Source organism: Vulcanisaeta moutnovskia 768-28, assembly GCF_000190315.1.
GTDB lineage: Archaea > Thermoproteota > Thermoprotei > Thermoproteales > Thermocladiaceae > Vulcanisaeta > Vulcanisaeta moutnovskia.
Map to the genome: position 1 here is coordinate 2201186 of NC_015151.1, position 26935 is coordinate 2228120.

The 26935-nt window shown below is 42.0% G+C and carries 34 protein-coding genes and 1 tRNA gene; 19 read left to right on the top strand and 16 right to left on the bottom strand.

Annotated elements, in window-relative coordinates; translation table 11 throughout:
* Nucleotides 1-36 precede the first annotated feature (36 nt).
* Complete coding sequence (locus VMUT_RS11625) at nt 37-420, top strand: acyl-CoA thioesterase (RefSeq protein ID WP_083805503.1); 384 nt, start codon at nt 37-39, stop codon at nt 418-420.
* Between the two features lie 111 nt (nt 421-531).
* Here VMUT_RS11625 and VMUT_RS11630 read toward each other — a convergent pair whose 3' ends face one another.
* Complete coding sequence (locus VMUT_RS11630) at nt 532-3060, bottom strand: penicillin acylase family protein (RefSeq protein ID WP_083805504.1); 2529 nt, start codon at nt 3058-3060, stop codon at nt 532-534.
* A 6-nt stretch (nt 3061-3066) separates the two neighbouring features.
* Between VMUT_RS11630 and VMUT_RS11635 the strand changes: the two genes are divergently transcribed.
* Complete coding sequence (locus tag VMUT_RS11635; protein ID WP_237699743.1) at nt 3067-4710, top strand: AMP-binding protein; 1644 nt, start codon at nt 3067-3069, stop codon at nt 4708-4710.
* A 47-nt stretch (nt 4711-4757) separates the two neighbouring features.
* Here the strand turns inward: VMUT_RS11635 and VMUT_RS11640 are convergent, their stop codons facing one another.
* Nucleotides 4758-6236 (bottom strand): 4-hydroxyphenylacetate 3-hydroxylase N-terminal domain-containing protein, encoded by a 1479-nt coding sequence (locus VMUT_RS11640; protein WP_013605610.1) that lies wholly within the window; start codon nt 6234-6236, stop codon nt 4758-4760.
* A gap of 128 nt (nt 6237-6364) precedes the next feature.
* Here VMUT_RS11640 and VMUT_RS11645 point away from each other — a divergent pair, with 128 nt between their 5' ends.
* Entirely contained in the window at nt 6365-8116 is a 1752-nt protein-coding gene (locus VMUT_RS11645; protein ID WP_013605611.1) for a long-chain-fatty-acid--CoA ligase, read from the top strand.
* Nucleotides 8113-9072 carry a phosphotriesterase family protein gene (locus VMUT_RS11650; protein WP_202795173.1) on the top strand — a complete coding sequence of 320 codons (960 nt, stop codon included), beginning with the start codon at nt 8113-8115 and terminating at the stop codon, nt 9070-9072. Before VMUT_RS11645 ends, VMUT_RS11650 begins: the two co-directional genes overlap by 4 nt.
* Before the next feature lie 209 nt (nt 9073-9281).
* Here the strand turns inward: VMUT_RS11650 and VMUT_RS11655 are convergent, their stop codons facing one another.
* A complete protein-coding gene (locus VMUT_RS11655; protein WP_148224775.1) occupies nt 9282-9503 on the bottom strand; it encodes a hypothetical protein in 222 nt (73 codons plus the stop codon).
* Nucleotides 9504-9602: 99 nt separating this feature from the next.
* Between VMUT_RS11655 and VMUT_RS11660 the strand changes: the two genes are divergently transcribed.
* The 7 genes from VMUT_RS11660 to VMUT_RS11685 all read left to right on the top strand — a co-directional run bounded on the left by VMUT_RS11660 (nt 9603) and on the right by VMUT_RS11685 (nt 13709).
* Complete coding sequence (locus VMUT_RS11660) at nt 9603-10475, top strand: DNA double-strand break repair nuclease NurA (RefSeq protein ID WP_013605614.1); 873 nt, start codon at nt 9603-9605, stop codon at nt 10473-10475.
* A gap of 2 nt (nt 10476-10477) precedes the next feature.
* Complete coding sequence (locus VMUT_RS11665; RefSeq protein ID WP_013605615.1) at nt 10478-10678, top strand: hypothetical protein; 201 nt, start codon at nt 10478-10480, stop codon at nt 10676-10678.
* Between the two features lie 107 nt (nt 10679-10785).
* A tRNA-Arg gene (locus tag VMUT_RS11670) sits at nt 10786-10863 on the top strand.
* A gap of 83 nt (nt 10864-10946) precedes the next feature.
* On the top strand, nt 10947-11309 hold the full coding sequence (locus VMUT_RS13295; RefSeq protein ID WP_052298554.1) for an SDR family NAD(P)-dependent oxidoreductase: 363 nt from the start codon (nt 10947-10949) through the stop codon (nt 11307-11309).
* Nucleotides 11300-11737, top strand: a complete 438-nt coding sequence (locus tag VMUT_RS13300; RefSeq protein ID WP_083805505.1) for an SDR family NAD(P)-dependent oxidoreductase — start codon at nt 11300-11302, stop codon at nt 11735-11737. Before VMUT_RS13295 ends, VMUT_RS13300 begins: the two co-directional genes overlap by 10 nt.
* A gap of 180 nt (nt 11738-11917) precedes the next feature.
* Entirely contained in the window at nt 11918-13084 is a 1167-nt protein-coding gene (locus tag VMUT_RS11680; protein WP_013605618.1) for an MFS transporter, read from the top strand.
* Between the two features lie 142 nt (nt 13085-13226).
* The gene (locus VMUT_RS11685) at nt 13227-13709 is read left to right on the top strand and encodes a hypothetical protein (protein WP_013605619.1); all 483 of its coding nucleotides are present in this window, start codon (nt 13227-13229) and stop codon (nt 13707-13709) included.
* Nucleotides 13710-13907: 198 nt separating this feature from the next.
* Here VMUT_RS11685 and VMUT_RS11690 read toward each other — a convergent pair whose 3' ends face one another.
* The 4 genes from VMUT_RS11690 to VMUT_RS11705 form a co-directional block, all read right to left on the bottom strand.
* A complete protein-coding gene (locus VMUT_RS11690) occupies nt 13908-14381 on the bottom strand; it encodes an 8-oxo-dGTP diphosphatase (RefSeq protein WP_048057071.1) in 474 nt (157 codons plus the stop codon).
* A gap of 66 nt (nt 14382-14447) precedes the next feature.
* The gene (locus VMUT_RS11695; protein WP_048057072.1) at nt 14448-15683 is read right to left on the bottom strand and encodes an MFS transporter; all 1236 of its coding nucleotides are present in this window, start codon (nt 15681-15683) and stop codon (nt 14448-14450) included.
* A 47-nt stretch (nt 15684-15730) separates the two neighbouring features.
* On the bottom strand, nt 15731-16783 hold the full coding sequence (rtcA, locus tag VMUT_RS11700) for an RNA 3'-terminal phosphate cyclase (protein ID WP_013605622.1): 1053 nt from the start codon (nt 16781-16783) through the stop codon (nt 15731-15733).
* Between the two features lie 23 nt (nt 16784-16806).
* Nucleotides 16807-17325, bottom strand: coding sequence for a hypothetical protein (locus tag VMUT_RS11705; RefSeq protein ID WP_013605623.1), 519 nt, complete (start codon nt 17323-17325; stop codon nt 16807-16809).
* Nucleotides 17326-17403: 78 nt separating this feature from the next.
* Here VMUT_RS11705 and VMUT_RS11710 point away from each other — a divergent pair, with 78 nt between their 5' ends.
* Both VMUT_RS11710 and VMUT_RS11715 read left to right on the top strand, forming a co-directional pair.
* Nucleotides 17404-17847, top strand: a complete 444-nt coding sequence (locus VMUT_RS11710; RefSeq protein WP_013605624.1) for a peroxiredoxin — start codon at nt 17404-17406, stop codon at nt 17845-17847.
* Between the two features lie 88 nt (nt 17848-17935).
* Nucleotides 17936-18736, top strand: a complete 801-nt coding sequence (locus tag VMUT_RS11715; protein ID WP_013605625.1) for a G1 family glutamic endopeptidase — start codon at nt 17936-17938, stop codon at nt 18734-18736.
* 288 nt (nt 18737-19024) lie between these two features.
* Here the strand turns inward: VMUT_RS11715 and VMUT_RS11720 are convergent, their stop codons facing one another.
* The 3 genes from VMUT_RS11720 to VMUT_RS11725 form a co-directional block, all read right to left on the bottom strand.
* Nucleotides 19025-19567 (bottom strand): type IV pilin, encoded by a 543-nt coding sequence (locus VMUT_RS11720; protein WP_193387195.1) that lies wholly within the window; start codon nt 19565-19567, stop codon nt 19025-19027.
* A gap of 17 nt (nt 19568-19584) precedes the next feature.
* Nucleotides 19585-19710 (bottom strand): hypothetical protein, encoded by a 126-nt coding sequence (locus VMUT_RS13305; RefSeq protein WP_258167464.1) that lies wholly within the window; start codon nt 19708-19710, stop codon nt 19585-19587.
* 526 nt (nt 19711-20236) lie between these two features.
* A complete protein-coding gene (locus tag VMUT_RS11725) occupies nt 20237-20725 on the bottom strand; it encodes a hypothetical protein (RefSeq protein WP_013605627.1) in 489 nt (162 codons plus the stop codon).
* A 305-nt stretch (nt 20726-21030) separates the two neighbouring features.
* Here VMUT_RS11725 and VMUT_RS11730 point away from each other — a divergent pair, with 305 nt between their 5' ends.
* Entirely contained in the window at nt 21031-21297 is a 267-nt protein-coding gene (locus VMUT_RS11730) for a hypothetical protein (RefSeq protein WP_013605628.1), read from the top strand.
* Entirely contained in the window at nt 21298-21534 is a 237-nt protein-coding gene (locus tag VMUT_RS11735; RefSeq protein ID WP_013605629.1) for a hypothetical protein, read from the top strand.
* Between the two features lie 39 nt (nt 21535-21573).
* Here VMUT_RS11735 and VMUT_RS11740 read toward each other — a convergent pair whose 3' ends face one another.
* From VMUT_RS11740 to VMUT_RS11750, 4 genes are read right to left on the bottom strand one after another with little or no spacing between them, the layout of a single operon-like run.
* Nucleotides 21574-22068: an FAD-dependent oxidoreductase gene (locus VMUT_RS11740; RefSeq protein ID WP_083805506.1), complete on the bottom strand. Its 495-nt coding sequence runs from the start codon at nt 22066-22068 to the stop codon at nt 21574-21576.
* Nucleotides 22016-22285, bottom strand: coding sequence for a hypothetical protein (locus tag VMUT_RS11745; protein ID WP_048057073.1), 270 nt, complete (start codon nt 22283-22285; stop codon nt 22016-22018). The genes VMUT_RS11740 and VMUT_RS11745 overlap by 53 nt, the downstream gene beginning before the upstream one ends.
* Nucleotides 22286-22319: 34 nt before the next feature.
* Nucleotides 22320-22445 (bottom strand): hypothetical protein, encoded by a 126-nt coding sequence (locus tag VMUT_RS13310; protein WP_258167465.1) that lies wholly within the window; start codon nt 22443-22445, stop codon nt 22320-22322.
* A gap of 26 nt (nt 22446-22471) precedes the next feature.
* Nucleotides 22472-22816, bottom strand: coding sequence for an NAD(P)/FAD-dependent oxidoreductase (locus tag VMUT_RS11750; protein ID WP_048057074.1), 345 nt, complete (start codon nt 22814-22816; stop codon nt 22472-22474).
* 93 nt (nt 22817-22909) lie between these two features.
* Here VMUT_RS11750 and VMUT_RS11755 point away from each other — a divergent pair, with 93 nt between their 5' ends.
* From VMUT_RS11755 to VMUT_RS11770, 4 genes are all read left to right on the top strand, one after another.
* Nucleotides 22910-24484: an APC family permease gene (locus tag VMUT_RS11755; protein WP_013605631.1), complete on the top strand. Its 1575-nt coding sequence runs from the start codon at nt 22910-22912 to the stop codon at nt 24482-24484.
* Between the two features lie 84 nt (nt 24485-24568).
* Nucleotides 24569-24784 carry a hypothetical protein gene (locus VMUT_RS11760; RefSeq protein WP_048057075.1) on the top strand — a complete coding sequence of 72 codons (216 nt, stop codon included), beginning with the start codon at nt 24569-24571 and terminating at the stop codon, nt 24782-24784.
* Between the two features lie 179 nt (nt 24785-24963).
* Nucleotides 24964-25467 carry a hypothetical protein gene (locus VMUT_RS11765; RefSeq protein ID WP_013605632.1) on the top strand — a complete coding sequence of 168 codons (504 nt, stop codon included), beginning with the start codon at nt 24964-24966 and terminating at the stop codon, nt 25465-25467.
* Between the two features lie 407 nt (nt 25468-25874).
* A complete protein-coding gene (locus VMUT_RS11770) occupies nt 25875-26249 on the top strand; it encodes a hypothetical protein (protein WP_013605633.1) in 375 nt (124 codons plus the stop codon).
* A gap of 6 nt (nt 26250-26255) precedes the next feature.
* Here the strand turns inward: VMUT_RS11770 and VMUT_RS11775 are convergent, their stop codons facing one another.
* Together VMUT_RS11775 and VMUT_RS13315 are read right to left on the bottom strand one after the other, a co-directional pair.
* The gene (locus VMUT_RS11775) at nt 26256-26612 is read right to left on the bottom strand and encodes a hypothetical protein (protein WP_013605634.1); all 357 of its coding nucleotides are present in this window, start codon (nt 26610-26612) and stop codon (nt 26256-26258) included.
* The gene (locus VMUT_RS13315; protein ID WP_258167466.1) at nt 26600-26731 is read right to left on the bottom strand and encodes a hypothetical protein; all 132 of its coding nucleotides are present in this window, start codon (nt 26729-26731) and stop codon (nt 26600-26602) included. The genes VMUT_RS11775 and VMUT_RS13315 overlap by 13 nt, the downstream gene beginning before the upstream one ends.
* Nucleotides 26732-26935 lie beyond the last annotated feature (204 nt).

The following is a 26935-nucleotide window of genomic DNA, read 5'->3' on the forward strand; positions in this document are numbered from 1 at the left end:
ATAATGAATAAATAATAGTTAATATAATGGTAATCAATGTTTAAAGTTCAGTTAAGATATTCCGACACCGATCAGATGGGTGTTATTTATTTCGCTAGGTACTTCGTATACGCTGATGAGGCTATCACGAGCTTCATGAAGGAACGAGACATTGATATTGTTAAGCTTGAGAAGGAGGGCATATATTTTGCCGTTGCCTCCGCACATTGTGACTATGAAAAGCCAATTAAGTATAGCGATAATTGCCTCGTTAAGGTACAAGTCTCAAGAATTGGAAATACCAGCGTAACATTCAACTTCGAAATAATGGCAAATAACGAAGTAGTTGCAAACGGATACATAGTGTACGTATTGATAGACAAGGAGGGCAAAAAGAAGCAATTACCGGGTGAAATAAGGAAGTCACTGGTTAAGAGTTAAGCCGTGTATATTTCATAACCCACTAACCAACTAAGAGAAATCAAAATAGAAACAATGTCTAATACACAATACATAAATGAAACTGTTTAATAATTTTAACGATAATGATGATTAATATTTTCGCCTGACTACCGATGCTAATTCATAACCGAGCATGGCAGACACAGCACCATTAAATACATAAATTAGCACTGGTAATGCGGCAATTACTATCGCTGGAATACCCACCAAACTTGATAGGATACCTAGCAACTTTATTGATTTATTAAGGTGAAAACCTAGGTAAAATACGTACTCGGCGATTATCATTAGGAACATTGCCGTGGAACCCATAATTAAGTTATTCCTCATTCTATACTTTCTAAGCGTCATTACTATAGAAAACACAAGCACTACTATAAAGGGTAACCACCAATTCACTAATTGAGTAAGTACTGAAATACCAGCTGCCAAGAATGAATATTGTAACGTTCTAAATCTCATCATATATGTTAGGAGAGAGCCTATGAATAAGGTAATCACTATGTAGAACATCCACGCTAGTGACTCGATTATTGTTAGTATGAGGGGCCCTGGTCTTAGTACCAAGGTTGGGTTTGAACAGTTTAATAGGAATATTAATGGTAAGTACTCGTGATGCTCGTATATTGGTACGTAGTTGTCATAATACGGACTTAACGGATCCTCACTCTCACCGCCTGGGAATACGCCGTAGGCTATTGGTGGAGATTGATTGAATATGGCTATCCAAGTGAATGACTGACCACCAGTCATGTTTAACCCGCTTGAATCCCACATCGTGTTTGCATCGCCGCCCTGCTGGAATGGACCCTCAGAGAATTGTGACAGTGATGTTAATGATTCGAGGTAATGACCGTGGAACCTACCCCACTCCCAATTACTTATGTTGTTGCCGGCAATACTCGTTAAGTAGTTGATTGTTTGATTTAGCGCCAGTACCATGACCATGTATGCATTCCTCCTTTCGCCAGTTAGTGGATTGTTGAACCAGGGTGAGTACGGATCATTAATTGTTAAGTTAGCCACAAACGCCACCAACTTACTACTCATACTCACTGGGAATGCTGACGTGTTTATTCCGTAGTACTCAAGCCATGGATAAACAACGTCCTTAACGTAATTATGAACAAAGAAGTAATAAATGGTTGCAGCCGAGGAGTTAGCGCTCATCCAACCATTCCATGAAGATAGCAAGTAATAGACCTGCCTCATCGTCGTATTATTCCAACCATACATCCTAATTGCGATTAATAACGAAGGCACTAGGTACTTGGTTGAGTAGTCCAAGTCATTCCACTGAACATACATTAAGTAACCTGGAGTAACAGTATTCGTCTGATTAAGGAGATATGCCTGGGAATACGCCCTGAAACCCACCGAGAAGAAGTCCCAAGATGGGCCTATGTAGAATGGATATGCATAACCAATTGGTCTCTGGTTTGATGCAACTATGTAATGAGACGATGGGTTACAGGTCTGTGGTATTTCATAATAAGGTATGTAACCAATAATAAGTGACCCGTTGATGGCAGGTAATATCATGCCTGGATAACCCCTATTAAACAATGGGTATAGACCAGCACTTATTGCGGCTATGTTCCCATAAACATCAGCATACACGAAATTCTGTGGTGGTGAGTACCATAGACTCAGTGCATTCCAGAAGTCTGTGAAATTCCTTGCCTGCATAATATGCAGTAAAACACCAATATCGTCTGATGGTAAATCACCCGTCCAGTTCATGATAACGTACGTATCTCCATAATGAATTTCTGGACCGAGTAATGTCCAGTTCACTATGAACCTCACAGAACTACCATTTGGTAGTGGTATGTAGTATATGTACTGTCTGTATGGATAGAAAGCACCGTTTAGGTAATAACCATTGGCTGTGGCATTTATGAAGTAGAAATAAGTCATCTGCGCCTGTACATCAGTGAGGGTCCAACCAATGTACTTATTAAACCCTATTATGATGACCGGCGTACCCGGTATTGAAACTCCATAAACCGTGTAATTAGGATCTATTAACTGAACTTGGAACCAAATCGATGGAAGTGTCGTCGGTAGCACCGGGCCACCCATGAGGAGTGGGTATTCGGACTTTGTAGATTGAACAGCAATTGCATTACTATGTCCTGGATCACTAGGTAACACATTACTTACTAAGTACATGTATATTGCAAGTAGGTCCTTCCAATGCTCCTGGGAATACATGATTTGCTGAGGCAACGGACTCCAGTCCTCATTTACGGGGATGTAGGGAATGAATTCCGTACTTAGGCACTTGTCCTCGTATTCGAGTAATGTTAATAAGCTGCCATTGCCGGGGACATAAAACGTTTGATTAACAGGTGATACGTAGGGATATAATTGGTTAGCTAGTTCGTAACCCATTGCTCCCGCTAGTGCTGAGAACCTAAGTGGAGTGAATGTGAGTGATAGTCCCTCAACCATGTACTGTTGGACATACAGCGAATCAAGAGGAATCCAATAACTTGGCCTATAACCAATTAACTTGTAATATATTGAGTATTGATTCGTAGTTAATACCTGAGATACGTAATCATTAATTCCCTCCGTATACGCCTCAAATATGGAATATGCATACTTATCAATTTACCCATTAAAGAATATACCTATAAAGATCTTTACAGTAGAGTTAATGCGCTTGGTTCGTTTCTTGATGAATTGAATGTTAAGCGTGCCGAGAAACCTCGTGAGTTTGGTGGTAAGATTGCCGTTATGGATTGGAATACCGTTAGATACTTGGAGCTTATGTTCGGTGTTCCTATGTATGGTGCGACATTATTTACAGTAAACATTAGGCTAGCGCCCGAGGAAATACTCTATACAATGGGTATCGTTAAGCCTGAGGCTCTTTTCATTCATATAGACTTCCTACCACTGCTTAAATCCATACTTACTAATATTAACAGTCTTAAGCATATTATAATTATGGATGATGCAAAGACAGTCGGTACTGGTGAAACTCCTAGGATTAAGGTTGAGGTTCCAAGTAATGTTAGGGTTTATGAGTATGATGATGTTGTTGGTCGTGGTAAATCTTATTACGATTGGCCTGATGTTGAGGAGCATGTTATTGCAGAGATTTTCTTCACATCAGGGACTACGGGTAGGCCTAAGGCTGTGTATCACATGCATAGGCAAGTCGTCATAGGCACAATGCAGTTACTGATTGCTGAGGAGCAACCACCAATCCTAGTCAATAATAAGGACTACCAATTAATTACCACTCCTATGTTCCATATACTTGCATGGCTTCACCCATATGAATCGTTCCTCATTGGAGCTCCTATGGTATTACCTGGCAGGTATGACTGGCGTTACATAACCAGGCTGCTTGTTGATAAGCTAATTCCTGATGCAAGGAAGCTAAATGGTAGGGTTATTGCTAAGGGCGTACCATCAATGCTAATATCAATAATCGAGAGCACCAAGTCCATGGGTATTAGTAATTTACACGGTTTCTCCTATGGTTACGGAGGTCAGGCATTACCTGTTGCGGTGTATGAGGAGGCTAAGAAGATGGGTATTGAAATATTGACAGGTTATGGCCCATCCGAGACACTTACGGCAATAACCAGATCGTTCATGGTGCCTAGATATTACTTGAAGGAGGGTTATGACTTTGAGAAGTTTAGAGATCACCAGGTGGTTGGGAATTCCTTAGGTACTCCTGTACCATTGACGCTTGTTAAGGTGATTGATGAGAATGGTAGGGAGCTGCCCTGGGATAGTAAAACGATTGGTAGACTCGTATTCTATTCACCAACTATAACCAGAGAGTATTTTGGTGATACTGAGAAGACTGAGAGGGCTTGGAGGTTTAGGTACTTCGATGTTGATGATATGGTCGTAATCGATGAGCATGGATGTGTATTTTTTATTGATAGGGAGAAGGATGCAGTTAAGAGTGGTGGTGAGTGGATACCATCGTCAAGGTTGGAGATGTTTATATCAACGCATCCAGCGGTTAGTGAGGTTGCTGTTATTGGAGTTCCCCATCCAAGATGGATTGAAAGGCCTATAGCCGTTGTCGCACTTAAGCCTGAGTATGTTGGTATGGTCTCTGAGGATGAACTGAGGAATTACTTACAGAGAGAGTTTGTTAATAAGGGGTTAATGCCAAAGTGGTGGATACCTGATAAGTTCGTATTTATAAAAACCGAGGAGCTACCAAGAACTGGCACAGCAAAGATAGACAAGAAGGTATTAAGGGAGAGGTATAAGAACATGTTTATGTAGTTTCCTTAAATTAAGAAAATTGAAAATAGATTTTACCCAATTTTTAATTACCACCACTCCAGTAGCTTCTTTATGTCGTCGATTTTCGCCAGGTCTGCGTTATATAGTGCTGCTGTCCTGCTTATGTCATAGTTATACGACCTGTATAGTTCTATTACGCTTGCCTCTATTGACCCTTCCGCATGTATCATACCTACGGATAGTAATGCCCCGAGGGCTGATAGGAATTCGCGGGCTACTTGAAATAGTCGAATTCTTGTTCTTGCATCAGTACCTTTCTTACCGACTAAGTACTTAACCATGTACTTCTCCTCAGTTGGATTACTTAATTCGCTGGTTGATGGTATATCGGCGAGTAGGCCCCCTGCTACGTCAATCATGTCCTTAACAGCGTCTAGGTACTTGGCATTGGCCGTTAATTTACCCACGTTTGTGTATATCGGGTTTGGTATGCATATACCCGTGTTTGGATCCCTGATGCACTTCTCGGCCGAGGCTATGGCGCTGGATACCAAGTACTCCTTATACGTTATTATATCGACAATATCCCTCCTAATGTGGGATGCTGTCTCAACATCGTTATACTCAGCAAAGAGCTTTGCGTAACCAAGTATTATATCGGCCAGGGCAGCCCTATAGGAAATTGCGGTGAATCTGTGATAAAGTGCAAAGGTTAGTCCGTAGGGTGCCGCGAACTCGTACTCACCTGCCAGGAACACCCTATCATTCGGAACCTTGACATTATCGAATATGGTCAGCGTCTCAACCTCCACATTAGTCTTACCCATTGGAAACTCATCACCAAGCATATTAATCTCAACCTCCCTCAGTGGCCTAGGTATTAGAACCGTGCCCTTGGCATTGACCGGTAGCGCAAAGGCAACAGCATAATCAGCGTCCTCCTTAACCATATTCCTATAGGGCAGGACAATAAGCTCATTAGCCGCGATGGACTGGGTCGTATGCACCTTAGCACCCCTGACAATGATGCCGTCAGAATCCCTACCAACAATATGAACATATAGGTCTGAGTCCTCCTGTTGATGAGGCCTAAGCATCCTGTCGCCCTTAACGTCCGTCTGGGCAACGGCTATTGTAACATCATCCTTAACAACACGTTCATAATACCTCATAACCCTATCAAAGTAATTAGTACCCCTGATCCTATCGAGTTGCTTAGATGCAATCATAAGTCCAAACAACGCATCTGAACCAATAGTCTTCATAATATTAAACATACCCCTACCAAGCAATGTCGTATTATAAATGAGCTTAAATCTCTCAATAAGATCCTCAGGACTCCTAGGTACTTTGTAAAACCTACTTATCGTACCATACTGCGGATCATCAAACGTCAAATACTTCTTAAGCTCAGGGTCCATCTGCCATCTGTAAAGCTCAGCTGCATGGTTAATCGCAGCCCTTAAAATCTCGTGTGTCGTTACGTCACTCACAAGCTTACCTCTATAATAAATGACCCTACCATCACGCAGACTATTAACATAATCCTCAAAGGACCTAACCATATTCTTAACATTTATGACTAATGATTAATTAGCTTATTTGTTATTAAATTTAAATAGATGCATTGTAATAAATACATATAATATATAGAGAAGATGTTTATTAATAGCTTTCATATATAAAATAGTTCATGGAATTAATAACAAAACAGATAGGAGATACCGAAGTTCAGCTGGTTCCTGAGAGAGATTATGTTTGCGAAATACCTAGTGACAGGGTATGGTATAGGTACTGGCCTCCGAGAATTCCAAGGAGAATGGATTATCCGAAAGTTCCTCTCTTTAATATGGTTGAGGTATCAGCGGCTAGGTATCCAGATAAGGATGTGATAATTTACTATGGCTTCAGAATAAAATATTCAGAGTTCTGGGACTCAATACTTAGATTTTCATCGTTTTTGTATAATTTGGGTATTGATAAGGGCGATAGGGTAGCCATTTATATGCCGAATACGCCTCATTGGTTAATATCATTTTTTGGTATACTAAGGGCTAATGCTATTGCCGTTCCAGTTAATCCATTAGCAGCACCTGACGTGCTTGAGTATATTTTGAGGGAAACTGGGGCTAAGGCTATTATTACGTTATCACAATTATTAACTAGGCTACTTAGCATTAAGGATAGGGTTCCATCTCTGAGATATGTAATTGTTGGTAGATATAGGGATTACCTTCCAGAGAAGCTTGAGTTAAAATTACCGCAATTAATGTTAATGGACCCTGAAGTACCTCAAGGCGTGATTAATTGGAGAGATGCCGTTTCCTTTAATGGTAGTCCACCTCAGGTTAAGGTTACGTATGAGGACCTTGGCGCAATACCGTATACTTCAGGTACAACAGGAATTCCTAAGGGCGTTATGCATAGTCATGGTACAATGTGGGCATCCGCACTAAACGCCGCGGTTTGGTATAATACAGCGCCAAGTGCTATTGTATTAACAGTATTGCCCATATTCCATGTGACGGGGCTCGTGCATTCCGTATTAGTGCCACTTTACGTTGGTGCAACAATGGTATTAATGACAACTTGGGATAGAGAAAACGCAATAGATGCAATTGAGAAGTATGGAATATCTCACTGGACTAGTATATCAACTATGATCGTTGATTTATTAGCAATGCCTGGCATTGAGAAAAGGAACCTTTCGTCATTGATACTGGCTGGTGGTGGCGGTGCTCCAATGCCTGAGGCTGTAGCTAAGAGATTTAAGGAGCTCACTGGCCTTGATTACTTAGCAGGTTACGGATTAACTGAAACATTCTCACAAACACACGTTAATCCACCGCATAGGGTTAAAATTGGCAGTGACTTAGGAATACCGCAGCCCTGCACCGACGCCTTAGTGATAGATCCAGATACGAAGGAAGTTTTACCACAGGGTAAGACGGGAGAGCTCATAATTAGGGGTCCTAATGTGTTTAAAGGCTATTGGAAGAAGCCGGAGGAGACTAAGGAGGCCTTTATAGAGGTTGATGGAAAGCTTTACTTTAGAACTGGGGATGTGACTTATATGGATGATGAGGGCTACTTCTTCTATGTTGATAGGATTAAGAGAATGATTAATAGGGCTGGGTATAAGGTTTGGCCATATAGAGTCGAGAATATTCTATACATGCATCCAGCCATTCTTGAGGTAGCGGTAGTAGCAATACCAGATTTAAGGGTTGGCGAAGAGGTTAAGGCATACGTTGTGCTCAAGCCAGAGTATAAGGGCAAAATTAAGCCTGAAGATATAATACAATGGGCAAAGGAGAGGATGTCGGCATATGAATATCCAAGGATTGTGGAGTTTGTTGATTCATTACCTAAGACAGCCACTGGTAAAATAGACTGGAAAATACTTCAGGAGCAAGAAAGGAAGAAGGTTGGTGGTAAGCAATGAGTCGTGGTATGGTCAGGATATCGATTGCTGGAGGAAATGAAATAGACCCTGGTAGTATGGGTTTAACATTATTTCATGAGCATCTTAGACTAATTACTGAAGTTGTTCGTTGGAATTGGCCTCACCTTTATAATGAGGATGAGGAGCTTAAGCGTGCCATTGACGCTGTTAATGCAGCTAAGAAGTATGGTGTTAAGACTATTATCGATCTTACAGTGGCTGGTATAGGATGTGATGTGAGGTTTAATGAGAAGGTTGCTAAGGCCACGGGTGTTAACATAATAATGGGTACCGGATTTTATACGTATACGGAAATTCCATTTTACTTTAAGAATAGAGGCATTGATTCTTTAGTCGACGCCTTTGTTCATGACATAACAATAGGTATACAGGGAACAAATACAAGGGCAGCCTTTGTTAAGGCGGTTATTGACTCATCAGGGCTTACTAAGGATGTGGAAATGGCTATTAGGGCCGCAGCTAAGGCTCACATAAAGACTGATGTGCCAATAATAACTCATTCCTTTGTTGGCAATAAGTCGAGCCTTGATCTCATAAGGATATTCAAGGAAGAAGGTGTGGACTTGGCAAGGACTGTGATTGGACATGTTGGTGATACTGATGATATTTCATTCATTGAGCAAATATTGAGGGAAGGTGCATTTATTGGCCTCGATAGGTTCGGTCTTGATATATACCTACCTCTCGATAAGAGGGTAAAGACCGCAATAGAGCTTATTAAGAGGGGATGGATTGATCAATTATTGTTATCGCATGATTATTGCCCAACTATTGATTGGTATCCACCAGAGGTTGTGAGGAGTACGGTGCCTGATTGGACAATGACCTTAATATTTGAGAAGGTAATACCGAGAATGAGAAGTGAGGGTATAACTGAGGAACAAATAAACAGAGTACTAATAGATAATCCAAGAAGGTTATTTACTGGTAGGTAGTAATTATTGATATTAAGATATGGAACTTACTAATCTTTTGAGTTTTATTAATGAAATAAGGGAAACGGATTAAAGTCTCACTATTCGTCATCAACGAATACTTACCCATTCAATAAATGGTAAATAATTGGATTTAAATGCATCCATAATAGGCCATGGACTTATTAAGGCAATTACGCCGATTTGTACTGATTTTCAGGTTAATTGGATTATTGATCGAGGTATAGCAATTCGATTTCATCCCTAATTATTGGTAATATTAATACCCAACCAATTCCTGGTTCATAATTAATAACGACACCCTTAGCCTCATAATACTCCTTAGGGCCAGCCTTGATTATGACTGTCGAGAGCTTTAACGGATTATTGGGCTTTTTCGGGAGTAGGTAGTATCCGTGCACTCTGTTTGCACGTACTAATTTAAGTCTCATTGGGACCATGGGATTAAAACAATTGATAAGTGCTTTTCCTTTGTAATACACAGAAATTACTCAATATTTGTTAAGAAGTTGCATGAAATACCTAATTAAATGATCAATATTAATAATGTAATTACTAAATTCCTGGACATTGCTGCAAATTCTAGAGGTGCATTACCTCCGTATAAGTATGGTACTACCTCAGAACCCGATAATGAACTCATAGTAACATCATTGAGAAATACACAGATCAATCGATCAAGAATAAGTAAGTTAAATGTAAGTATTAATCATGATTTCTTGGTTATTGATGGATCAAGCAGAAGCTTTAGTACGCACAATTTTAAGCTCTTTATAACCGGTGTTGCGGCATACGGTGCTGGGAACCCAATAATTACGTATCCGGAGACCACGTTTGGTAAACCAATCAATGTTGACTGGGGATTTGCAGGATTAAAAGCACCACCGGATGTCTTAAAGGCTATTGAGGAAAACAATGCGATCAGTGGTTATATTAGGACTAGAAGCCTTGAGGGTGATTACTTCATTGAGTATGATGACGGCGTTGTAGTTGATGAGGTCAGAATGGGTCTTGAGACAAGATTCATAGATTCCTTAATGAATAGTAAGCTCCTTAATAATAACCTCCTCGTTATTGATGGACCCATATACCTGGCAATGAAAGAGAGGAGGAGATTGGCTGACATGAGGATCAACGTGATGAATAGGCTTAGTAATTCCGGGATCCCAACTGTTGGTGTTGTTAAGAGAGTCGAAGGTTCTGGGAAGCTGTGTAGAAATTCCGTGCTCAATGCCGTAGAAAACAACGTCAAGGATTTTAATATTGACATTAATAATTGTAATGATGCTGCATTCATGTATCGACCGGGCCAGACCCTAGGTATTGGTGTTGGTGAAGCCTTGGTTTTAGGACCATTGAAGATAGGTTCGGTGAAGCAGAGAGAGAGCATAATTAGGGGTTAAACATGATAGGTGGAGTAGGTATAATGGATGTTAAGTGGAGAAGTGAAGAACAAATACTAGAGAAGGTAGGATTAAAGAAGCATGCCGGTGAAATAACCTATGCACAGGATGGGGTTGCCGTAATAAAGAGCTATGCATTAAGAACCCATACAATCACAATAAAGGCACTACCACCACAAGTAAAACGTAGAAGCCATAAATAAAATGTAGAATTAAGTATGATAAAACGCATCACAAAACATTAATTATCATAATCCCACCTAAAATCCACGGGCAAAAACTTAAAAACCATGAACAAAAACACTCCAATGGCCCCGTAGCTCAGCCAGGATAGAGCGGCGGCCTCCTAAGCCGTAGGTCGTGGGTTCGAATCCCACCGGGGCCGCCAGTTGATTTATTATATTAATAGGTTATTGTTAATATTGATGTAATAATATACTTTATTTAATGAGAATATAATTAAGCTAAAGTATGCATGCTTTTAATGGTATGGGTAAGTTGGATGGTAGAGTGTCGATGGTAACGGGGGCAGGGAGTGGTATTGGTAGGGCTATTGCGTTATTATTTGCTAGTGAAGGTTCTAAAGTAGTTGTTACTGATGTTAATGATAAGGGCGGTGAGGAGACTGCAAATATGATTAGGGGTAATGGTGGCGATGCCTTATTCGTACATGCTGATGTTTCTAGGGCATCTGATTGCGAGAATGCCATTAGGGAAGCCGTAAAGCGTTATGGTCAGTTGGATATTCTCGTTAATAATGCAGGTATTGACTTACCGAGGGCAAGCCTTCGGCTGATTTTTCTGAGGATGAGTTCGATAAGGTCATTAGCGTAAATTTAAAGGGCGCTTGGTTAATGAGTAAGTACGCAATACCCGAAATGTTAAGGCGTAGTAAGGGCATTATCGTAAATATTGCCTCAGTGGCTGGTATAAGGCCATTACCACTAGCAATGCCCTACTCAGTATCTAAGGCGGGATTAATAATGCTTACAAAGAGTATGGCCGTGGAGTATGGTAATCGTGGAATTAGAGTTAATGCGATAGCGCCAGGGTGGGTCAGTACACCAATGGCTGTTAGGGCAGCATCTGCTTATGGAACAACCTATGAAGAGTTCACAAAACAATTCCTTCAAAGGATACCACTAGGTAGATTTGCCGATCCAACTGAAATAGCTAAGGTCGTGCTTTTTCTGGCATCCGATGACTCATCATACATGAATGGAGCTGTGGTTGTGGTTGATGGCGCAATATCTATAGCTTGATAAAGCTAACATAATATTGAATTTAAAATTAAAAATAAATATTTTTACATTTACAAATCGAAATAGTAGATTTATATTTTGGGATAGAAAGTAAGATAATAGTGGAACCAAGTCCTGATGGAGCACCGATCTTATTATTATAGTTAAGTTGATTAGTACTTATTTGTTGAGTTTTAGTGAATGGTTAGGAGCGTTTATTTGATTTTGTTTGTTAAGGGGCTGCGGACCTTTGTTTTTGGTATTGTTAGTGTTTTGACGCCTATTTACCTTGCCATGCTGGGTTTTTCACCTATTTATGTCGGTGTTTCCCTGTTCTTTGTGGTTCTTGGTAATGTATTTTCTAACATATTGTTGACTTGGTTTGGTGATGTTATTGGTAGGGGGAGGTTGTTGATTATTTTCAGTTTTCTTATGTTTATGTCCGGAGTATTGTTGTTTTCATTCTCGTTATATCTGGTGATTGCATTGGCGCTATTTATTGGCAATGTAAGTACTACGGGGACCGAGACAGGTCCTTTTCAGTCTGTTGAGGTTGGTGTCTTGCCGAGATTTACAGGTAATAGGTTGGGTAGAGTTTTGGGTGTGTATAATTTAATTGGTTATTCTGCCTCGTCAATCGGTGCTCTCGCTTCCTCGTTACCGGCATATTTAGGTAATAGTCTGTATGTCATCAGGTCTATGTACCTGGTTTATGCCATCGCTGGTTTAGTTATGATTATCGTTTACAGCGCATTAGGTGGCATTGAGTCGTCAAGAAAGGGTATTGGCTTAAGGAGGTTAAATAGGTCTGCCGTTATTGATATTAGGAATTTATCAGTATTGTACTCGATGGATGCCTTTGGCGGTGGGTTAATAACGCAGTCCTTATTATCGTATTGGTTTTATGTTCGTTACAACGTGTCTTTAAGGGAATTGGGTGTTGTGTTCATGGTCGTTAATATAATTACTGCATTGTCATTAGTGATTGCTCCGCTCATAGCTGAGAGGATTGGTAATTTAAGGACTATGGTATATACGCACATTTTATCAAATGTATTTCTGATCCTAATACCATTCGCCGGAACATTTCCTGGAAGCCTCGCATTTCTTCTGTTAAGGCAGAGTGTTTCTCAGATGGATGTGCCAACTAGGCAGGCGTTTATGGCACAGATATTCAGTGATGAGGAAAGGGTTGCCGCTAACGCAATAACGAATACGGCAAGGAGCATTAGTTCCCTGCCTGGATCACCGATAGTTGGTGATTTAATATCACTAGGACTTTATTCCTTACCTTTCGTGATTAGTGGATCAGTAAAGATTATTTACGACCTAACAATATACTTTATGTATAGAGGAAGGGCTAAGTAGTGTCATGAACTTTTGCTCATACCTTCTAGGTGAAGTATGTGATGAACTTACGATAATTACTTGTCAAACAGATGAAATTGTGCATATTTTTGGTAGATATTATCAGTAAGCTTTTTATATCTGAAATAGAAAGTAATTAGGAATGTCAGTACCATTCCCAATGATGTCAGGATCCACCATAGTCCTTTATTACCCATTTAACGGCAATTCACCAAGAAGGAAGATACCCGAGGGCATTAGGATCCTTGAGAGGAAATACTATGATTTAGGCTCCCTTCTTTGGTTTATTGAGGCTTGGTATTGGGAACCGAGGGATGGCAACTTTTACTTTGAGAAGGGCTCGGATATGCATCCGAAGGTGCCAGCCGTGTACCTAGTTCTACCGCCACCAAGTGCTTCACCGCAGAAGGTGGCTACTGATGGTGGGTCAGGGAAAGTTGACGATACTAATAAGCATTTCATCTTCTTATCATTTATGCTTATGCCAGTGCTATACATAATTAATGCCATGATTTTGAACATAAGCGCTCGGGTAAGTACGTACACATTAGATGTTATTCATGAAGCTTCCTCATTTGTCATTACCAGGAACGTTAACATTGACCTGGGGTTTGGCGAAACATAGCTTTAGTAGTACGTAGCTTAGGGATGGAGGATTGAGCTGAGGATACTTGTTGTACTCAGTGGTCGGTTTTCACATCACCTCGTCAGTCCTGGAAGGATTCAGCACACTAAGGTAATTTAATAACAGTACTTAAGGAATTTTTGGCCCAATGATGATTAGTGACGCACTTGAGCTAATGACGAGCGAGGGCGTGACTGACTATTTGCTAGGGATTACCTCATAAACCTCAGACTTAATGAGTCTCCACCTATCGAACTCGAACCTACCATACACCCTTTTATCACTAAGTACCTTAGGCAGCCACATAATGTCATCCTCCCACATATTATTGTAAGGGATCTCATCAATACCAAACCATATAGGCTCAGCCTCACTAGACTCCCTGGGCGTTCCATCGAAGTCCCTGGCCAGGAATACGTGTACGAAGTGCACAGACTCAACCCTATCATCCTCGTAATTCCAAAACTCGAGAAGCCCCATCCACTCTAGATTCCTTGGCGTGATGCCAACCTCCTCCCTACATTCCCTAATCGCGGCTGAAACCACGTTCTCACCATCCTCAACCTTACCCCCAATCCCATTATAATAACCAGCGCCGAGTCCACGCTTCTTCCTTATCAATAGGACCTTGCCCTCCTTAACCACGTAAACCAGGGTCTCTATGAATATCATTCCATAATTCATGAAGCATCTAAGGAATTAAGAATTACCTTGAGGCAATTCGACACATTTCATTTATTATCTTTTGGCAATACTTTCTATTTCCTCAAGATCCTTCCTGGCAGTCTCTATTCCGGTCAGCAATGCAGTTGCGGCCATTAGTAGTACGAAGGCCCCAATCCAACCCAGGTACTGTATTATTGAACCGGTGTAGAGGAAGATTGGTGTTAATGCCCCAAACACGAAATTCGCAATCCTATTTAGGGAGAAGGCAATCCCGTCAGCGAAGGACTTAACTTCCACTGGGAAGACCTCGGTCTGAACCGTGTATGCACCACTAACTACTAGGAATGTTAGGAACATAGCTAAAGACAGCGAGTACTCAAGCTCTGGAGCCCTATATGTAGCTGCGACGTACCAAAATGCGAATCCTAAACCAACTAGAGAAGCCATTAGTAGGACCCTCCTACCAACCCTATCAAGCATTAGTGAACCAAGCATAGCGCCCAACGTAGCGAAGACCCAAAGAACCAGTACCGTATTTAGCATATTGCCATAGCCGCCGCCCCTGAGCGCCACAAGCATTGGCGTGAATATCGTGAATATCGACGTCGTACCTGCACCAACCCAGGCAGCTGAGGAGTAAATGAGCATCTTCCAGTAATCACCCCACACCTTCTTGAATGATATTCTTCTACGCCCTGGGGCACCCCTGAGTAACCACCTTGATGACTCCGGCAACCTGCTCCTGAGTAGTATTACTATGGCTGCGGGCACGGCACCAGCACCTAGGATAATCCTCCATAAGATGCTTGGGGATAAACCCATGGTGAAGAATACATGGGCCAATAGGGCGCTGATTAGGCCGCCGAGTGGCATCATTATTAATGAAACACCAAGTAGGAGACCCCTCCTCGGCGTTGGTGACTCTTCAGAGAGCAAGGCTGGTCCAGACACTATGTCGGCACCAATACCGAAACCAACCAGGAACCTAAGTACCAGTAGTTGCTCGGGAGATGTTACGAATGCCGAGAGGAGGGAGCTAATTAGGAAGAAGGCTATGTCGCTCAATAGCGCTACCCTCCTACCCCTAAGGTCGCTGAATACACCGAAGACCAGGGCACCAAATACACCACCTATGTAAGTGGTTGTGCCGAGCAATCCCTGCATCTCTGGAGTCAAATGCATGAAGTGAATCAAGAAAGGTAGAACAACACTGATGTTGAGTAGGTCATAACCATCGAGGAAAGTACCCAAGCCAATGAGCACCGATAACAAGACATGGCTACCCCTATATCCAGTGCTTAACCCCATCAATCAGCCACACTGTGATACGCCTAGTAAAAAATAACCCAGCACGATTAGGTACTGACAATTCTAATGAGACCAGGCCCGCCCTCCTTACCACCAACCTCGAACTTAACGCCGAGTATTCTCTCAACAATGTATATGTTAGTTAAGGCATGAAGAGTTATCTTAGAGACGCCGACGACACTGTTGCCGACCAGGGACATGTACGGTATCACCATATCACCCATGTACTCATCAAGCGCCATACCACTCCTTAAATTCTCGAGCAGCCCCTTGGCAGCCTCCTCACCAACCACCTCCGCCGGCTTACCCCTCTCACCAAGCGCATCCGCACCCTTAATCAAGCCCTTATTCGACATAGCCCAGAGAACAATACCGCTGCCAGGGCCTAAGTGCGGGTCCCTGCCTTGTTCGTAGGTCTCCACGTCAATGTCAATTGGGACCTTAATCCCAGCCTTAACCAGGTACTCCCTGACCGAGCTAGCCTGCCTATGAGCCACGTGGGCCGGCAACCTAACCGCGTGTGAAATGCCCCTGATCTCCTTCAGCTCCCCAAACTCAACAACCTCAACAGGCCTTAGCTTACTCGGCTCTACCGTAAGCACAACCTCACCACCACCTCTCGGGTAATGGCCTCGCCTGACCAACCTCACCTCAGCCTTAACGCCGAATAAGCCGAGCATTGGAAGCATGACGAACCTCACGTAGTCGATTGGTGGTGACCAGGGCACGTCAGTGCCGCCGGTTATCGTAACCATACTCCTACATGGGGCGAACACGAGTATTGGTAATATTGTCTGAATTACTAGTGTAACCGCGCCTGCGGTGCCAATGTCGAACCTAAACTCGCCGCAGCCAATTTTCCCCGGCTTAAACACGAGCTCCGTGGAGCCCTTTACGGCGCCCGTGACCTGTGCATTGGATATCCTGGCGGCAGCGATAACGCCGGTCAGGTGCTGCTGTTGAAGCCCCGGATTACTCCTCTTGGCCCTAATGTTGTATATCCTAACTGGCTTACCCGTGATTGCCGACAGCGCCAGTGCTGTCCTAAGTATCTGCCCACCACCCTCAAGCACTGAACCGTCAATCTCCACAAGACTCATCACGCAAACAACCAACAAGGACTTTAATACTTAACGCAATCACCATTAAGTCTCCTAAGCGCATCAACAACATCAACACCAACCACCCTCGCATCAACATAATCAACGAAGACAGAGAAAACACAACAGAGGAGCCTAATGACCGCCACAACACCGTCCTTACCCACGGCAGCCCTATCGCTAGACTCAGCCGCCTCCCTCGTAAGGTGAAGTACGTACTTATTAACATCCCTAATGATCCTCTGGACATCCTCATAACCAGGGCACTCCCTGACTCTACGCCTAAACTCCCTGGCACTCCCGCGTTTGAGGTATGGCAGGTAGTAAATTACGTCCTTATACCTCCTACCCCTAACAATCTTGAAGAACTGAATCAAACTACGGTAATGAGCGAGTACGGACTCAATAAGCGCCGCCTCGATAACATCCACGTACTCACTCAAATTACATGCAGCGCCCAGGTTCATCAATACCCTATACATGCTCAGTATCCTCTCGTACTCATGGATGACCTCCATCAAGTAGCTCCTAAGTGAGCTCATGTGATTAAGTACCTGGAACCAGTTATATTAATTTAATTCAAACCAAACATAGAAAAGCCTAATCGCAGTGGTGACTTGATGGTCAACGAGGGCGAGGAGGCTCCCGACTTCGAATTACAAAGCCACGATGGGGAGGTAATAAGGCTATCGAATTACAGGGGCAGGTGGGTAGTGCTCTACTTCTTCCCAAAGGCCTTCACCAGCGGCTGTACGAGGGAGACCCAGGAATTCGCCAGGCTCTGGGATGAGCTCGAGAAGCTGGGCGTCGTGGTGTTTGGCATAAGCACGGACTCGGTAAGCACCCAGAGGAAGTTTGCGGAGAAGTACGGCGTGAAATTCAAACTACTGAGCGACAGCGAGAAACGCGTATCACAGGCGTACGGAGTGCTAAGGCCTACGGGGACTGCGGAGAGGGTCACATTCATAATAAACCCGGAGGGCAAGGTGGCTAAGGTAATTAGGAGAGTTAAGCCGGAGGAACACCCTGCCAAGGCCTTGGATTTCCTGAGACAAAGTATGTAAAATGATGCGAAAATCAATAATATCTATTCAATATAATTAAAATGAGAATAGGTAATGTTTTAAAGGGGGATTAACCATCCCATAATTAATGAATGGGAATAAACTAATACCCATACTTACAGCACTCACGTTAATAGCTGTCGCATCAATAATCACAGCCCACGTACTTGCGGCAACACCCACGATGCGCCCAATGATTAAGCACGGCGTTGGCTACGCATCAACAGTCTACAGCCTAAACTGGGCTGGCTACGCAGTGCCCGCACAGGAGGGCACTGTGACTAGTGTCGCGGGCTCATTCATCGTACCATCCGTGACCTGCACCAAACAAACAACCTACGTAGCGCTCTGGGCAGGACTAGACGGATACAACGACAGCACAGTGGAGCAGGCCGGAATAGCTGTAGAATGCAGCGGTGGTAAGCCCATGTATTGGGCTTGGTACGAATTTTACCCATCACCCTCCGTTGAGATAAGTGGATTCACAGTTAAGCCTGGCGACGCGATTTACGTAAACGTGACATACGTAGGGGGTAACTCATTCCAAATAACCATTAAGGACGTGACAAGGAACGAGGCGTACACGGTGACGGGCAGCGTAAGTGGAGCACTACTCTCATCGGCTGAGTGCATACTGGAGAGGCCGACTGTTAATGGGCAATTAACGGCGCTGGCAAACTTCGGAACTGCGTACTTCGGGCAGGACTACACGGATGTAATGGGCACGTGCTACGCAACCGTGGGCGGTAGCACCACTGCCTTCGGAAACTATCCATCAACCGTAGAAATAGTGATGACTGCGTACAACGGGAAGATCCTGGCACAACCAAGCTCATTAACGCTTGACGGATCAAGCTTCACAGTAACGTACGTAAGCAGCGGGAAGTAAAAATGACTTATTTAAGGCCTTAGTATTAAAATAGAACGTAAACAGTTTCTATATTGATCCATGACCATGAATCACCCTAAATTATGAGAATTATCGTAGATTGTATAGTCTTATTATCTACTTTAATTGATATTTTATACTGTTTTACATTTAACTCCTTAAGTTTTAACAATGGTTAAAATAAATATTTAAACATTATCTTTCAATTAAAATAGATTGAAATTAACAATGTCATTTATGTAATGAAACGTTGTTTTTAATGGTAAATGTCAAGGCACTGACTAAATACTATGAGCTTGCTGTTACTGTGAATGGGTATGTCTGCCCACTGACCGTAATTATATAACCACTGTATTGGATACCAACCTGGGCGGCCTGAGCACCACTGCATGATGCCGTGATGCCACTTGGCATAACTATTCCACTAGAAATAAATGCGGAAACCTCACTAAAGGCCCCGTTACTTATTATTAATGCTATTTTTAATTGACCTCCCTGAGTTCCAGCCGGCACCTGCACTGGGCTTGAAAACACACATGATAGACTACCCAACGTGAAACCATTAATGCCAATGCCACTGCTTGACGGATTACTAATCAAGAACGTCAACATGGCAATACTACCTGAACCAACACCAGTCAAACCAACAGCCTGCACCTGGAGGGTGAGGGTTGTTGGTGCGCATTGTTGTAATTGGGCTTGGTATGATTGATATTGCCCCTGTAGGTTATTGTACTGATTTTGTAAATTCATCAACTGGCTTTGGCACGTTGAGTATTGGCTTTGTAAATTACTGTACTGGCTCTGCAGACCCGAGTACTGACTCTTCAAGTCATCATACTGAGCCTTTAAGCATTGTACGCAGCCATTAACGTTGAGTAATTCTGGTTACTCACAAACCATAGAGTACCGAAGACTGCGGCTAAGGCAAGGAACACCATTGAAAGGGCTATCCATAGATTGCCTTGGATCATCAATTACTTTCAATCCTAAATAATTAATAAATCATTCTATAACAAACCGAAGACAATGCACAGAAAATTTACAATCACCGAGACGATGATGAAGAATAACCACACCAGTTACAAATGCTAATAGTACCAACATGAGAATCCCATAAGTAATAAACTACATTAATAACATCACTAACCATTAGACAAATCTTTATGGGAATTGTGTCTGACAAGGGTAATGAAGACTTCATGCTTGACGTAATCAATGAAAATAGCGGAATATTATCAAGCAATTTAGAGACACGAAAACACATCTATTTAACAATAGGTAATTAATGCATGTTTACGAAGTTAAGCTTGACTGAAACAAAAGGCCGTTTGACGAGGATGAGACGCTAGAGCCAAGAACTGAGGATATCATAAAATAGAGAATTAACGAGAATACAACGAGCCCAGAGCTTAATATCTAAAGCCCAACAATCAATGACCTACCCTGAACAAGGAATACAATAAAAACATGCTCGCTAGAGACTACCGTCTAGAGTTATTACGGGTTCAATATGGGCCTTAACTTCTCCTTTAAACACTCCTCAAGCCTAATCCTTAACTTATTCCTGACCCTCCTATTGCCTTGTTTACTATCACTTAATTCCTTGCACGTGACCACGTATATCCTTAAACTATTGATCTTCTCACCCAGAATTTTCTTAATGAACTCCTCCCTACCCACGGCGTCAAGCCCAACCCATTTACTGCTGTTGGCGCAGATCTCATTGAGGTAATGCATTAGGAACCTAACAACACCCTCAGAACCACCTATATGAACCGAGCAATGCTCCTTCAATAACCTACAGGCTACGTCATCAGCCTCACCCACATAATAAACCCCAGAGCCATCAAAGAACACGTAAGCACCAGCCCCATGAACATCAATGCTCCTACAATCATAAACACCAAATAAACAATCACCAACGGAAACACCAATAATATCCAAGCAACCCCTAATGGCTCCTTCAATATCACTAACCTGAAACATTAATAATTTTGCCCTTAATAATTATTTAAATTTTAGTCTTCAATCTGTTATGTCATAACTTGAAAAAGAAACTAGATATTAATAATGTATTAAATAGAAATTAATTTACGTAATTCATTTATAAACCTACAATTACCAGGTGGATTGAGAATTACGGCCTTTGCCCTTTCAGTATTCTTAGTGATGTTTTTGATAATGCTCTTCGCTATAATTAGGATAGTCTATCATTATTAATATTAATTAATTCTTCAAGTAGCTCCGGGTTAAATGATATGATTATTAGGTCATAGCCTTCCCTACTCATTATGTCAATCAAGATAGCTAGAGATATCGGTGAATGGCTCGGCTTTAGGGTTAAGAAGGAGTATAATATTGATAACTTTAGGGTTGACCTAGCCTCCCTAAAATATGCCTATGATAGATACGGCTCTAGGCTAATCTACGTAATTGCCAAGGACGAGGAGACCGTGATGAAACTAATAAACGAGACAATACAAGTCGCATTCCACGAAATCAAGGACCAAGTAATCATAGTAAAAGCCCAGGAACTAAGGCAATTACATAAAGCTTAAATGGGTCGTAAATCCTATAATGGTTATCACTCCTGGTCCTTCCTAGAACCCAACAAGGACTACAGACCATTTAAACTGGCTAAGGAGGTTGGTAGGGTTCCGTCAAGTAAGGTCGAGCTTAGTAAGGTTAAGGAGGAGAGAGCTGGGGAATTCATTGAGAGGCATATATTAATTTCACTTCACGACCACCTACAGATCTACCCGGAGAACCCAAGTGAGAACTTTGAGTATACTTAGCGTAATAGACCCTTCATAGGTTATGATGGATTGGTCACCTCAGGACTTGACGCAGTCTTTGATGTTTCGCTTAATGGTGAGAGTATGATGACTAAGGATCCCTAGAGTTGGAATAATGTTGTTTATCAAATTGATATGGAGAGGACTGATGCAGCTTTTTAGCACCTGTCCCTTTATTTCCCTACCCTCCCTAAACCTGCCTAGGGTGAATATGTTCCTGGAGATTTTTGCCTCTCCATACTTTATGACCTCCATTACTATTAGGGCAAAGGCTGGCGCCAGCTTGAATCCATGACCGCTTAAGCCTACAACAATTATTAAGTCCTTGATTTGTTCATCAATTATGGGCATCCAATCAGGGATAACATCGTAAAGCCCCTGCCAACCTCCAATGAAACCGGCATTAACGAACCAAGGAAGTCTCCTTACTGCGGACTCCATTAGGTTCATTGTATAATCAAGACTTGGCTGCTGAAGTGAATTAAAGGTGTCTGGGTCTTCCCATGTATTTTCTGGTGGGTAGAGCATCCTCATTAAGGCTTCGGAGGACCCCCTCGGGCCTCATGTAGTAATTATATAAGTAATAAAAGACATCAAGCACTGCATGATTAATTCTAACCCTAATAATTCTCTTAATAATGATCCTAATAGGTAGGTTGAGCATTGGTAGGTACTTACTGGCCCAGACACCGGTTGTGAATACGTACTTACTAGCCCTAATTAAGTCATGCTTATCAGTCTTAATGCCCATGATCTTATCACCCTCGATTAAGGGCCCCGCTTCATCAATTATGAATGTGGTCCTCCAATTCCTCAGCTCCCTTCATTATCGTATTAGTATAAAGACCTGTACCCGCATAACCAGCATCCTCCTCATAAAAGGCAAAGTTCATCATCAGCAAGGACCACATCACCCGTTAATCCCTTAACCTCATCCTTATTTAGTAACCTCACATTTAGCATCAATACCATGAAGCATATCAAAAACATTCCTTATGGGTGTTGCCTTGCCAATGATTAGGAGACCCGTCTTTGTGAACACGTTAATGCCGGACTCTTTCTCGAAGTTCATGAAGAAATTATGAGTATAGTGGGCCATCTTAGCTACATCTTCATTTGCGTAAAAACTCCTAACAATACCAGTGGAGTATGCAGTCATACCTCCAGCCACTCCACGCTTATCAATAACCAAAGCCCTAAAACCCTCATTAGCCAAATAATAAGCGATAGTCGAACCAGTAGAACCAGCACCCACTATAATCATGTCATAATAAACTATCATAAAAAGAAAAACGTATATTTTAAGTTTTTCTTATTAAAAATATAGAGTAATTAAAGGATAACGCTTAAAAAATTAATTTTTACATTATAAATAATGTCCGAACAACCACAGAGGGCTTTACGTAAAGAGTTAGGGTTGTTTCATATAACGATGACTGGGCTTATTGGTGCGATCGGTACTGGCATACTATTTAGTACCGCCAAGATGGCTGAAATGACTGGACCAGCGGTTATTTTAGCCTGGATCCTCGGTGGGATCTTTTACCTATTCATAGGGCTTACATATTCGGAAATAGGTACGGCATACCCAGAGGCTGGTGGTCCATCTAGGTACTCGTTATATACGCATGGTAGGATCACGAACATGATCAATGCCTTTGCGGATCTACTTTGGTATTTATTCATACCACCAATTGAGGCTATTGCGGTGGTTTACGGTATAAATTACTTCACGCATAACCTATTGACCCCAACGGGAACCCCAACATTGCTTGGTGCTGTTGTTGCTGCCGTGATAGTACTATTGATGGTTCCATTCAATTACTTCGGCATTAAGACCTTCGGTATATCAAACATAACACTAGGTACGTTCAAGTTAATCCTATACTTACTAGTCGCCTTCGGCATTATGGCCACAGTATTCATACCAAGCAACTTCACAAGCCTTAAGGGTGGCTTCTTACCGTACGGCCTAGCAGCAATGTTCATGGCTATTCCATATGGAATGTTCGCCTTTGGCGGCGTTAGGGTAATACCCGACTTCGCTGAGGAGATGAGGAATCCTCATAGGGACATGCCATTATCCATAATCCTCGTTGTTGTCGGTCAACTTCTTGTCTACATACTATTTAGTATAACTTTCGTAGGCGCAATTAACTGGTCTAAATTAAATGTAACGCCAGGTGACTGGAAAAGCTTAGCGTTTATTAGGAAAACAAATCCATTCCTTTACTTAAGCGGCACCTATGGAGTTACCTGGGTCTTCATAATAACACTAATCATAGCAATACTAGGCCCATTCGTAGTTGGCTACATCTATCTCGGAGGTGGCACTAGGATACTCTTTGCCATGGGTAGGTCTAGGTACGTACCAGACCTAATGAAGTTCATCCATGAGAAGTACGCAATACCATATTGGGCATTAATAACATTCGGCATCATAGGCATATTACTGGCGTTACTAACTGCCCCAATACCAAGCATCTATGGATTAATCGATGATGCCGTGGTGGCCGGCTACCTAGGCTTTCTAACGAACCCAGTAGCCATGATAGTATCAAGAAAACAAGGTAAAGAACCAGCGTTCAAATTACCCGGCGGTCTCTGGATAGGATTAATAGCGTTTATAGGTGCCAGCTACATAGTGTACTGGTCTGGCTGGCCTGCCGTTCCATATGCCGCTATTTTCGTATTCGCAGCTTCGTTAATCTTCGGCGCTATTTATAGTGTCAAAGAACATCTTAAGAATGCACTATGGTACATAACTTATATAGTCGTTCTAACACTCATGACGTATATTGGTCAGACGGCTGGTGGTCCTGCCCCAATACTGAAGTTCCCGTGGGACATGGTGGTGGTCACCATACTAGCCATAGCCTTCTACACATGGGGAGTATTCTCAGGACTACCAAAACCATACACGAAATACGCACCGACAGAGACTCAGTAAGTGACTCAGAATTAGTTAAAAATGAAAACTGCTTTCTTTTTCTTAATTCCATTACCCTTAATGAATTCAGGCTAGTCAATAATTATGACCTTGGTTACACAATCAGCAAATAGAGAGACTGAGGAGACAGGCATTAAGCCAACCACGGCACATTTCATTGAGATCAGTAAAGATGCAATAATCAAAGTAAGGAGCAATAATGAACAAGTAATCAAACTAATAAAGATGAAAGTTCCAACAAAGGCGCTTAAGGAGTTCTACAATAATGAATATGCCCTAACCTGCTTCTCTGTATATTAGGAGTAATGCATTAGTACTTGTTACTACTTGCACTAAATGAATCTTTCTTTAATTGCTCAACTCCTCCTGCCTTATCAAGGATTCAGTGTTTCATTGATCTTTATGATTTTTCTGTCTGATTTCATGATTAATTGATACAGTGAGAGTAATTTTTATACCTGATTGTGATTTTGCTTTTGATGGGTAAGTCTAGGTATGTTGTTGCTCTTGGTGATTTCATTATTGAGGCTCCGATTAGTGAGAGGCAGGCTAGGGCTTTGTTGAGTTTGTTGAGGGTTTTGTATGTTGATTACTTGGGTGCTTACCGTAATTACCGTGGCGTCGTCATTAATGTTGGTAAGTTTGTCCGTAGGTTGGCCCTTAGGATTGCCGAGGAGTTTGGTATTAAGTATTTTGAGAGTTCTTCTTTTCATGTTCCCTGCCTTATTATTTACTATGTCGGCCTTGACATACCACCCATGATCTTTAGGGTTAGTAGTGATGCTTCCTTTGAGGATGTGTTGCGTGAGGTTCTTAGGAGGGGTTTCATTAACGTTGTTAGTGATCTTCACGTCGAGGTTACCTATGTCTATAGGGAGGGTGGTAGGCTGAGGGTTGATGATGATTACTTTAAGGTTGTCGTTAATGGACCCGACGACGTATACATTGAGTATAGGGATCCTGGCGAGGAGTATGAGGAGTAATGCTTTACTAGGTCCCTACATTGTATTGCTTGACTATGGATCCTGAGGCTTCATTTGTGCTGGGCTTGGTTGGTGCTGTCTTTATGCTGATGTCTTCATTTGAGCTTATGTTTGTTTCAATAGGGTTAGCATGCTTATCATTAGCTTTCTCGTTATTGTTCTCCTGATTCGTGTTGGTTCCCTAAGTGCGTTGATGGTTTCATTTATCAGCATAAACTTGAACTTTTGTGCTGTGGTGGTTATTATATACTTAATTATTGATTAATTTCCTAGTCATTGGTTCCCTACTCGTGCTTGCGTCAGCAATGTATCATGTACTTGGTTTCTCGAATCCCTAAGTCGTTGTCTTAATTAGAGGTTGAACGTGAAAAGGCAACATTTATATAACCGGACTATAGCCAGTATCAATGAGTATCAGTACTGGATTGAGGGCTAACAGTGAATTCCCTGGTAAGGAACCATTCTACTTCAAGTCCTTTGATAGGATCATTGGCGTGGCTCACAACGTCAATGAGTTGAGGAGTGAGTTTGGGAGACTTCTTAATGTTGATCCAAAGGCCCTTGAGTATCACCTTAGGGAGGGCCATATTGTTCAGTGGCTTGAGTACATCGGTGAGGTTGAATTGGCTAGGAGACTTATCGGTATTAGTGATCCAGGTACAGCCTACGAAATAATAAATAACTACCTCACAGGTAGTAGGGATACCACGACTGAGGAGAAGCCCTCCACAAGACAGGGCAGAAGACCCAGTAGAAGGTCTAGGAATTCGAGGAAGACCTAATCATAATCAACCACTACCCTTAAAATAGCTAGAGCCTTGATAAGGTACTTGGCATTCCCACGCCTTGTTTAGGTGCTCCTGGAGCCCCATGGCTGTTAATGCCAATTCCACAGCCGTTATCACACTCCCCGCTGTACTCAACCAGGTGAGCATTAGGGACATGCCCAGGGATGCCGTGGTTATTCCCACATTTAGCATCGCCATTATACCTAACCCATAATCTATCACCATGCGTATTAATGCGTATATTAAGAGGATCGTGATGATTAATACTGCCAGGTCAATTATCATGAATATGTAATTAGTCATTAAGCCTATGATCAAACCAGGCGATGCACCAATGATAACTGCTATAATGGGCATGGTAATTCTGCATAATTCCTATTTCCCATGGACCTAATCATTAGTAAACCCTGTATTAGGTATATTACATCAATAGTTATATAGCCTAGGCCAAGTTTAATATATGAAGAAAACAGCATTGCATATCTAATCACTGAGTATATGCCGACTAAGCCCAGAATATCACACTAACCATAATTAGTGCCTGGCCTAATCTTCTTATGATTATTCTCTGAGTGCCATGACTCATGTATGGATTATTATCATAATTTACCTAAAGGCATTACCAATATCGTGGGCGTAAGGCTTATTAGAATTATCACGTTTACGAAAGTACATATGCA

Excerpts from the sequence above, each read along its gene's own strand:
- VMUT_RS11730 (WP_013605628.1), top strand. The coding sequence starts at position 21,031 with ATGTCAATCAAGATAGCTAGAGATATCGGTGAATGGCTCGGCTTTAGG.
- VMUT_RS11765 (WP_013605632.1), top strand. The coding sequence starts at position 24,964 with ATGGGTAAGTCTAGGTATGTTGTTGCTCTTGGTGATTTCATTATTGAG.
- VMUT_RS11685 (WP_013605619.1), top strand. The coding sequence starts at position 13,227 with ATGTCAGTACCATTCCCAATGATGTCAGGATCCACCATAGTCCTTTAT.
- VMUT_RS11775 (WP_013605634.1), bottom strand. The coding sequence starts at position 26,612 with ATGCCCATTATAGCAGTTATCATTGGTGCATCGCCTGGTTTGATCATA.
- VMUT_RS11640 (WP_013605610.1), bottom strand. The coding sequence starts at position 6,236 with ATGGTTAGGTCCTTTGAGGATTATGTTAATAGTCTGCGTGATGGTAGG.
- VMUT_RS11695 (WP_048057072.1), bottom strand. The coding sequence starts at position 15,683 with ATGGGGTTAAGCACTGGATATAGGGGTAGCCATGTCTTGTTATCGGTG.
- VMUT_RS11755 (WP_013605631.1), top strand. The coding sequence starts at position 22,910 with ATGTCCGAACAACCACAGAGGGCTTTACGTAAAGAGTTAGGGTTGTTT.
- VMUT_RS11665 (WP_013605615.1), top strand. The coding sequence starts at position 10,478 with ATGATAGGTGGAGTAGGTATAATGGATGTTAAGTGGAGAAGTGAAGAA.
- VMUT_RS13305 (WP_258167464.1), bottom strand. The coding sequence starts at position 19,710 with ATGATCCAAGGCAATCTATGGATAGCCCTTTCAATGGTGTTCCTTGCC.
- VMUT_RS11740 (WP_083805506.1), bottom strand. The coding sequence starts at position 22,068 with ATGAGGATGCTCTACCCACCAGAAAATACATGGGAAGACCCAGACACC.
- VMUT_RS11750 (WP_048057074.1), bottom strand. The coding sequence starts at position 22,816 with ATGATAGTTTATTATGACATGATTATAGTGGGTGCTGGTTCTACTGGT.
- VMUT_RS11705 (WP_013605623.1), bottom strand. The coding sequence starts at position 17,325 with ATGAGCTCACTTAGGAGCTACTTGATGGAGGTCATCCATGAGTACGAG.
- VMUT_RS11710 (WP_013605624.1), top strand. The coding sequence starts at position 17,404 with ATGGTCAACGAGGGCGAGGAGGCTCCCGACTTCGAATTACAAAGCCAC.
- VMUT_RS11760 (WP_048057075.1), top strand. The coding sequence starts at position 24,569 with ATGACCTTGGTTACACAATCAGCAAATAGAGAGACTGAGGAGACAGGC.
- VMUT_RS11650 (WP_202795173.1), top strand. The coding sequence starts at position 8,113 with ATGAGTCGTGGTATGGTCAGGATATCGATTGCTGGAGGAAATGAAATA.
- VMUT_RS11680 (WP_013605618.1), top strand. The coding sequence starts at position 11,918 with ATGGTTAGGAGCGTTTATTTGATTTTGTTTGTTAAGGGGCTGCGGACC.
- VMUT_RS11690 (WP_048057071.1), bottom strand. The coding sequence starts at position 14,381 with ATGATATTCATAGAGACCCTGGTTTACGTGGTTAAGGAGGGCAAGGTC.
- VMUT_RS11715 (WP_013605625.1), top strand. The coding sequence starts at position 17,936 with ATGAATGGGAATAAACTAATACCCATACTTACAGCACTCACGTTAATA.
- VMUT_RS11745 (WP_048057073.1), bottom strand. The coding sequence starts at position 22,285 with ATGGGCATTAAGACTGATAAGCATGACTTAATTAGGGCTAGTAAGTAC.
- VMUT_RS11655 (WP_148224775.1), bottom strand. The coding sequence starts at position 9,503 with ATGAGACTTAAATTAGTACGTGCAAACAGAGTGCACGGATACTACCTA.
- VMUT_RS11735 (WP_013605629.1), top strand. The coding sequence starts at position 21,298 with ATGGGTCGTAAATCCTATAATGGTTATCACTCCTGGTCCTTCCTAGAA.
- VMUT_RS13295 (WP_052298554.1), top strand. The coding sequence starts at position 10,947 with ATGCATGCTTTTAATGGTATGGGTAAGTTGGATGGTAGAGTGTCGATG.
- VMUT_RS13310 (WP_258167465.1), bottom strand. The coding sequence starts at position 22,445 with ATGTGGTCCTTGCTGATGATGAACTTTGCCTTTTATGAGGAGGATGCT.
- VMUT_RS13315 (WP_258167466.1), bottom strand. The coding sequence starts at position 26,731 with ATGCTGTTTTCTTCATATATTAAACTTGGCCTAGGCTATATAACTATT.
- VMUT_RS11645 (WP_013605611.1), top strand. The coding sequence starts at position 6,365 with ATGGAATTAATAACAAAACAGATAGGAGATACCGAAGTTCAGCTGGTT.
- VMUT_RS11725 (WP_013605627.1), bottom strand. The coding sequence starts at position 20,725 with ATGTTTCAGGTTAGTGATATTGAAGGAGCCATTAGGGGTTGCTTGGAT.
- rtcA (WP_013605622.1), bottom strand. The coding sequence starts at position 16,783 with ATGAGTCTTGTGGAGATTGACGGTTCAGTGCTTGAGGGTGGTGGGCAG.
- VMUT_RS11625 (WP_083805503.1), top strand. The coding sequence starts at position 37 with ATGTTTAAAGTTCAGTTAAGATATTCCGACACCGATCAGATGGGTGTT.
- VMUT_RS11770 (WP_013605633.1), top strand. The coding sequence starts at position 25,875 with ATGAGTATCAGTACTGGATTGAGGGCTAACAGTGAATTCCCTGGTAAG.
- VMUT_RS11660 (WP_013605614.1), top strand. The coding sequence starts at position 9,603 with ATGATCAATATTAATAATGTAATTACTAAATTCCTGGACATTGCTGCA.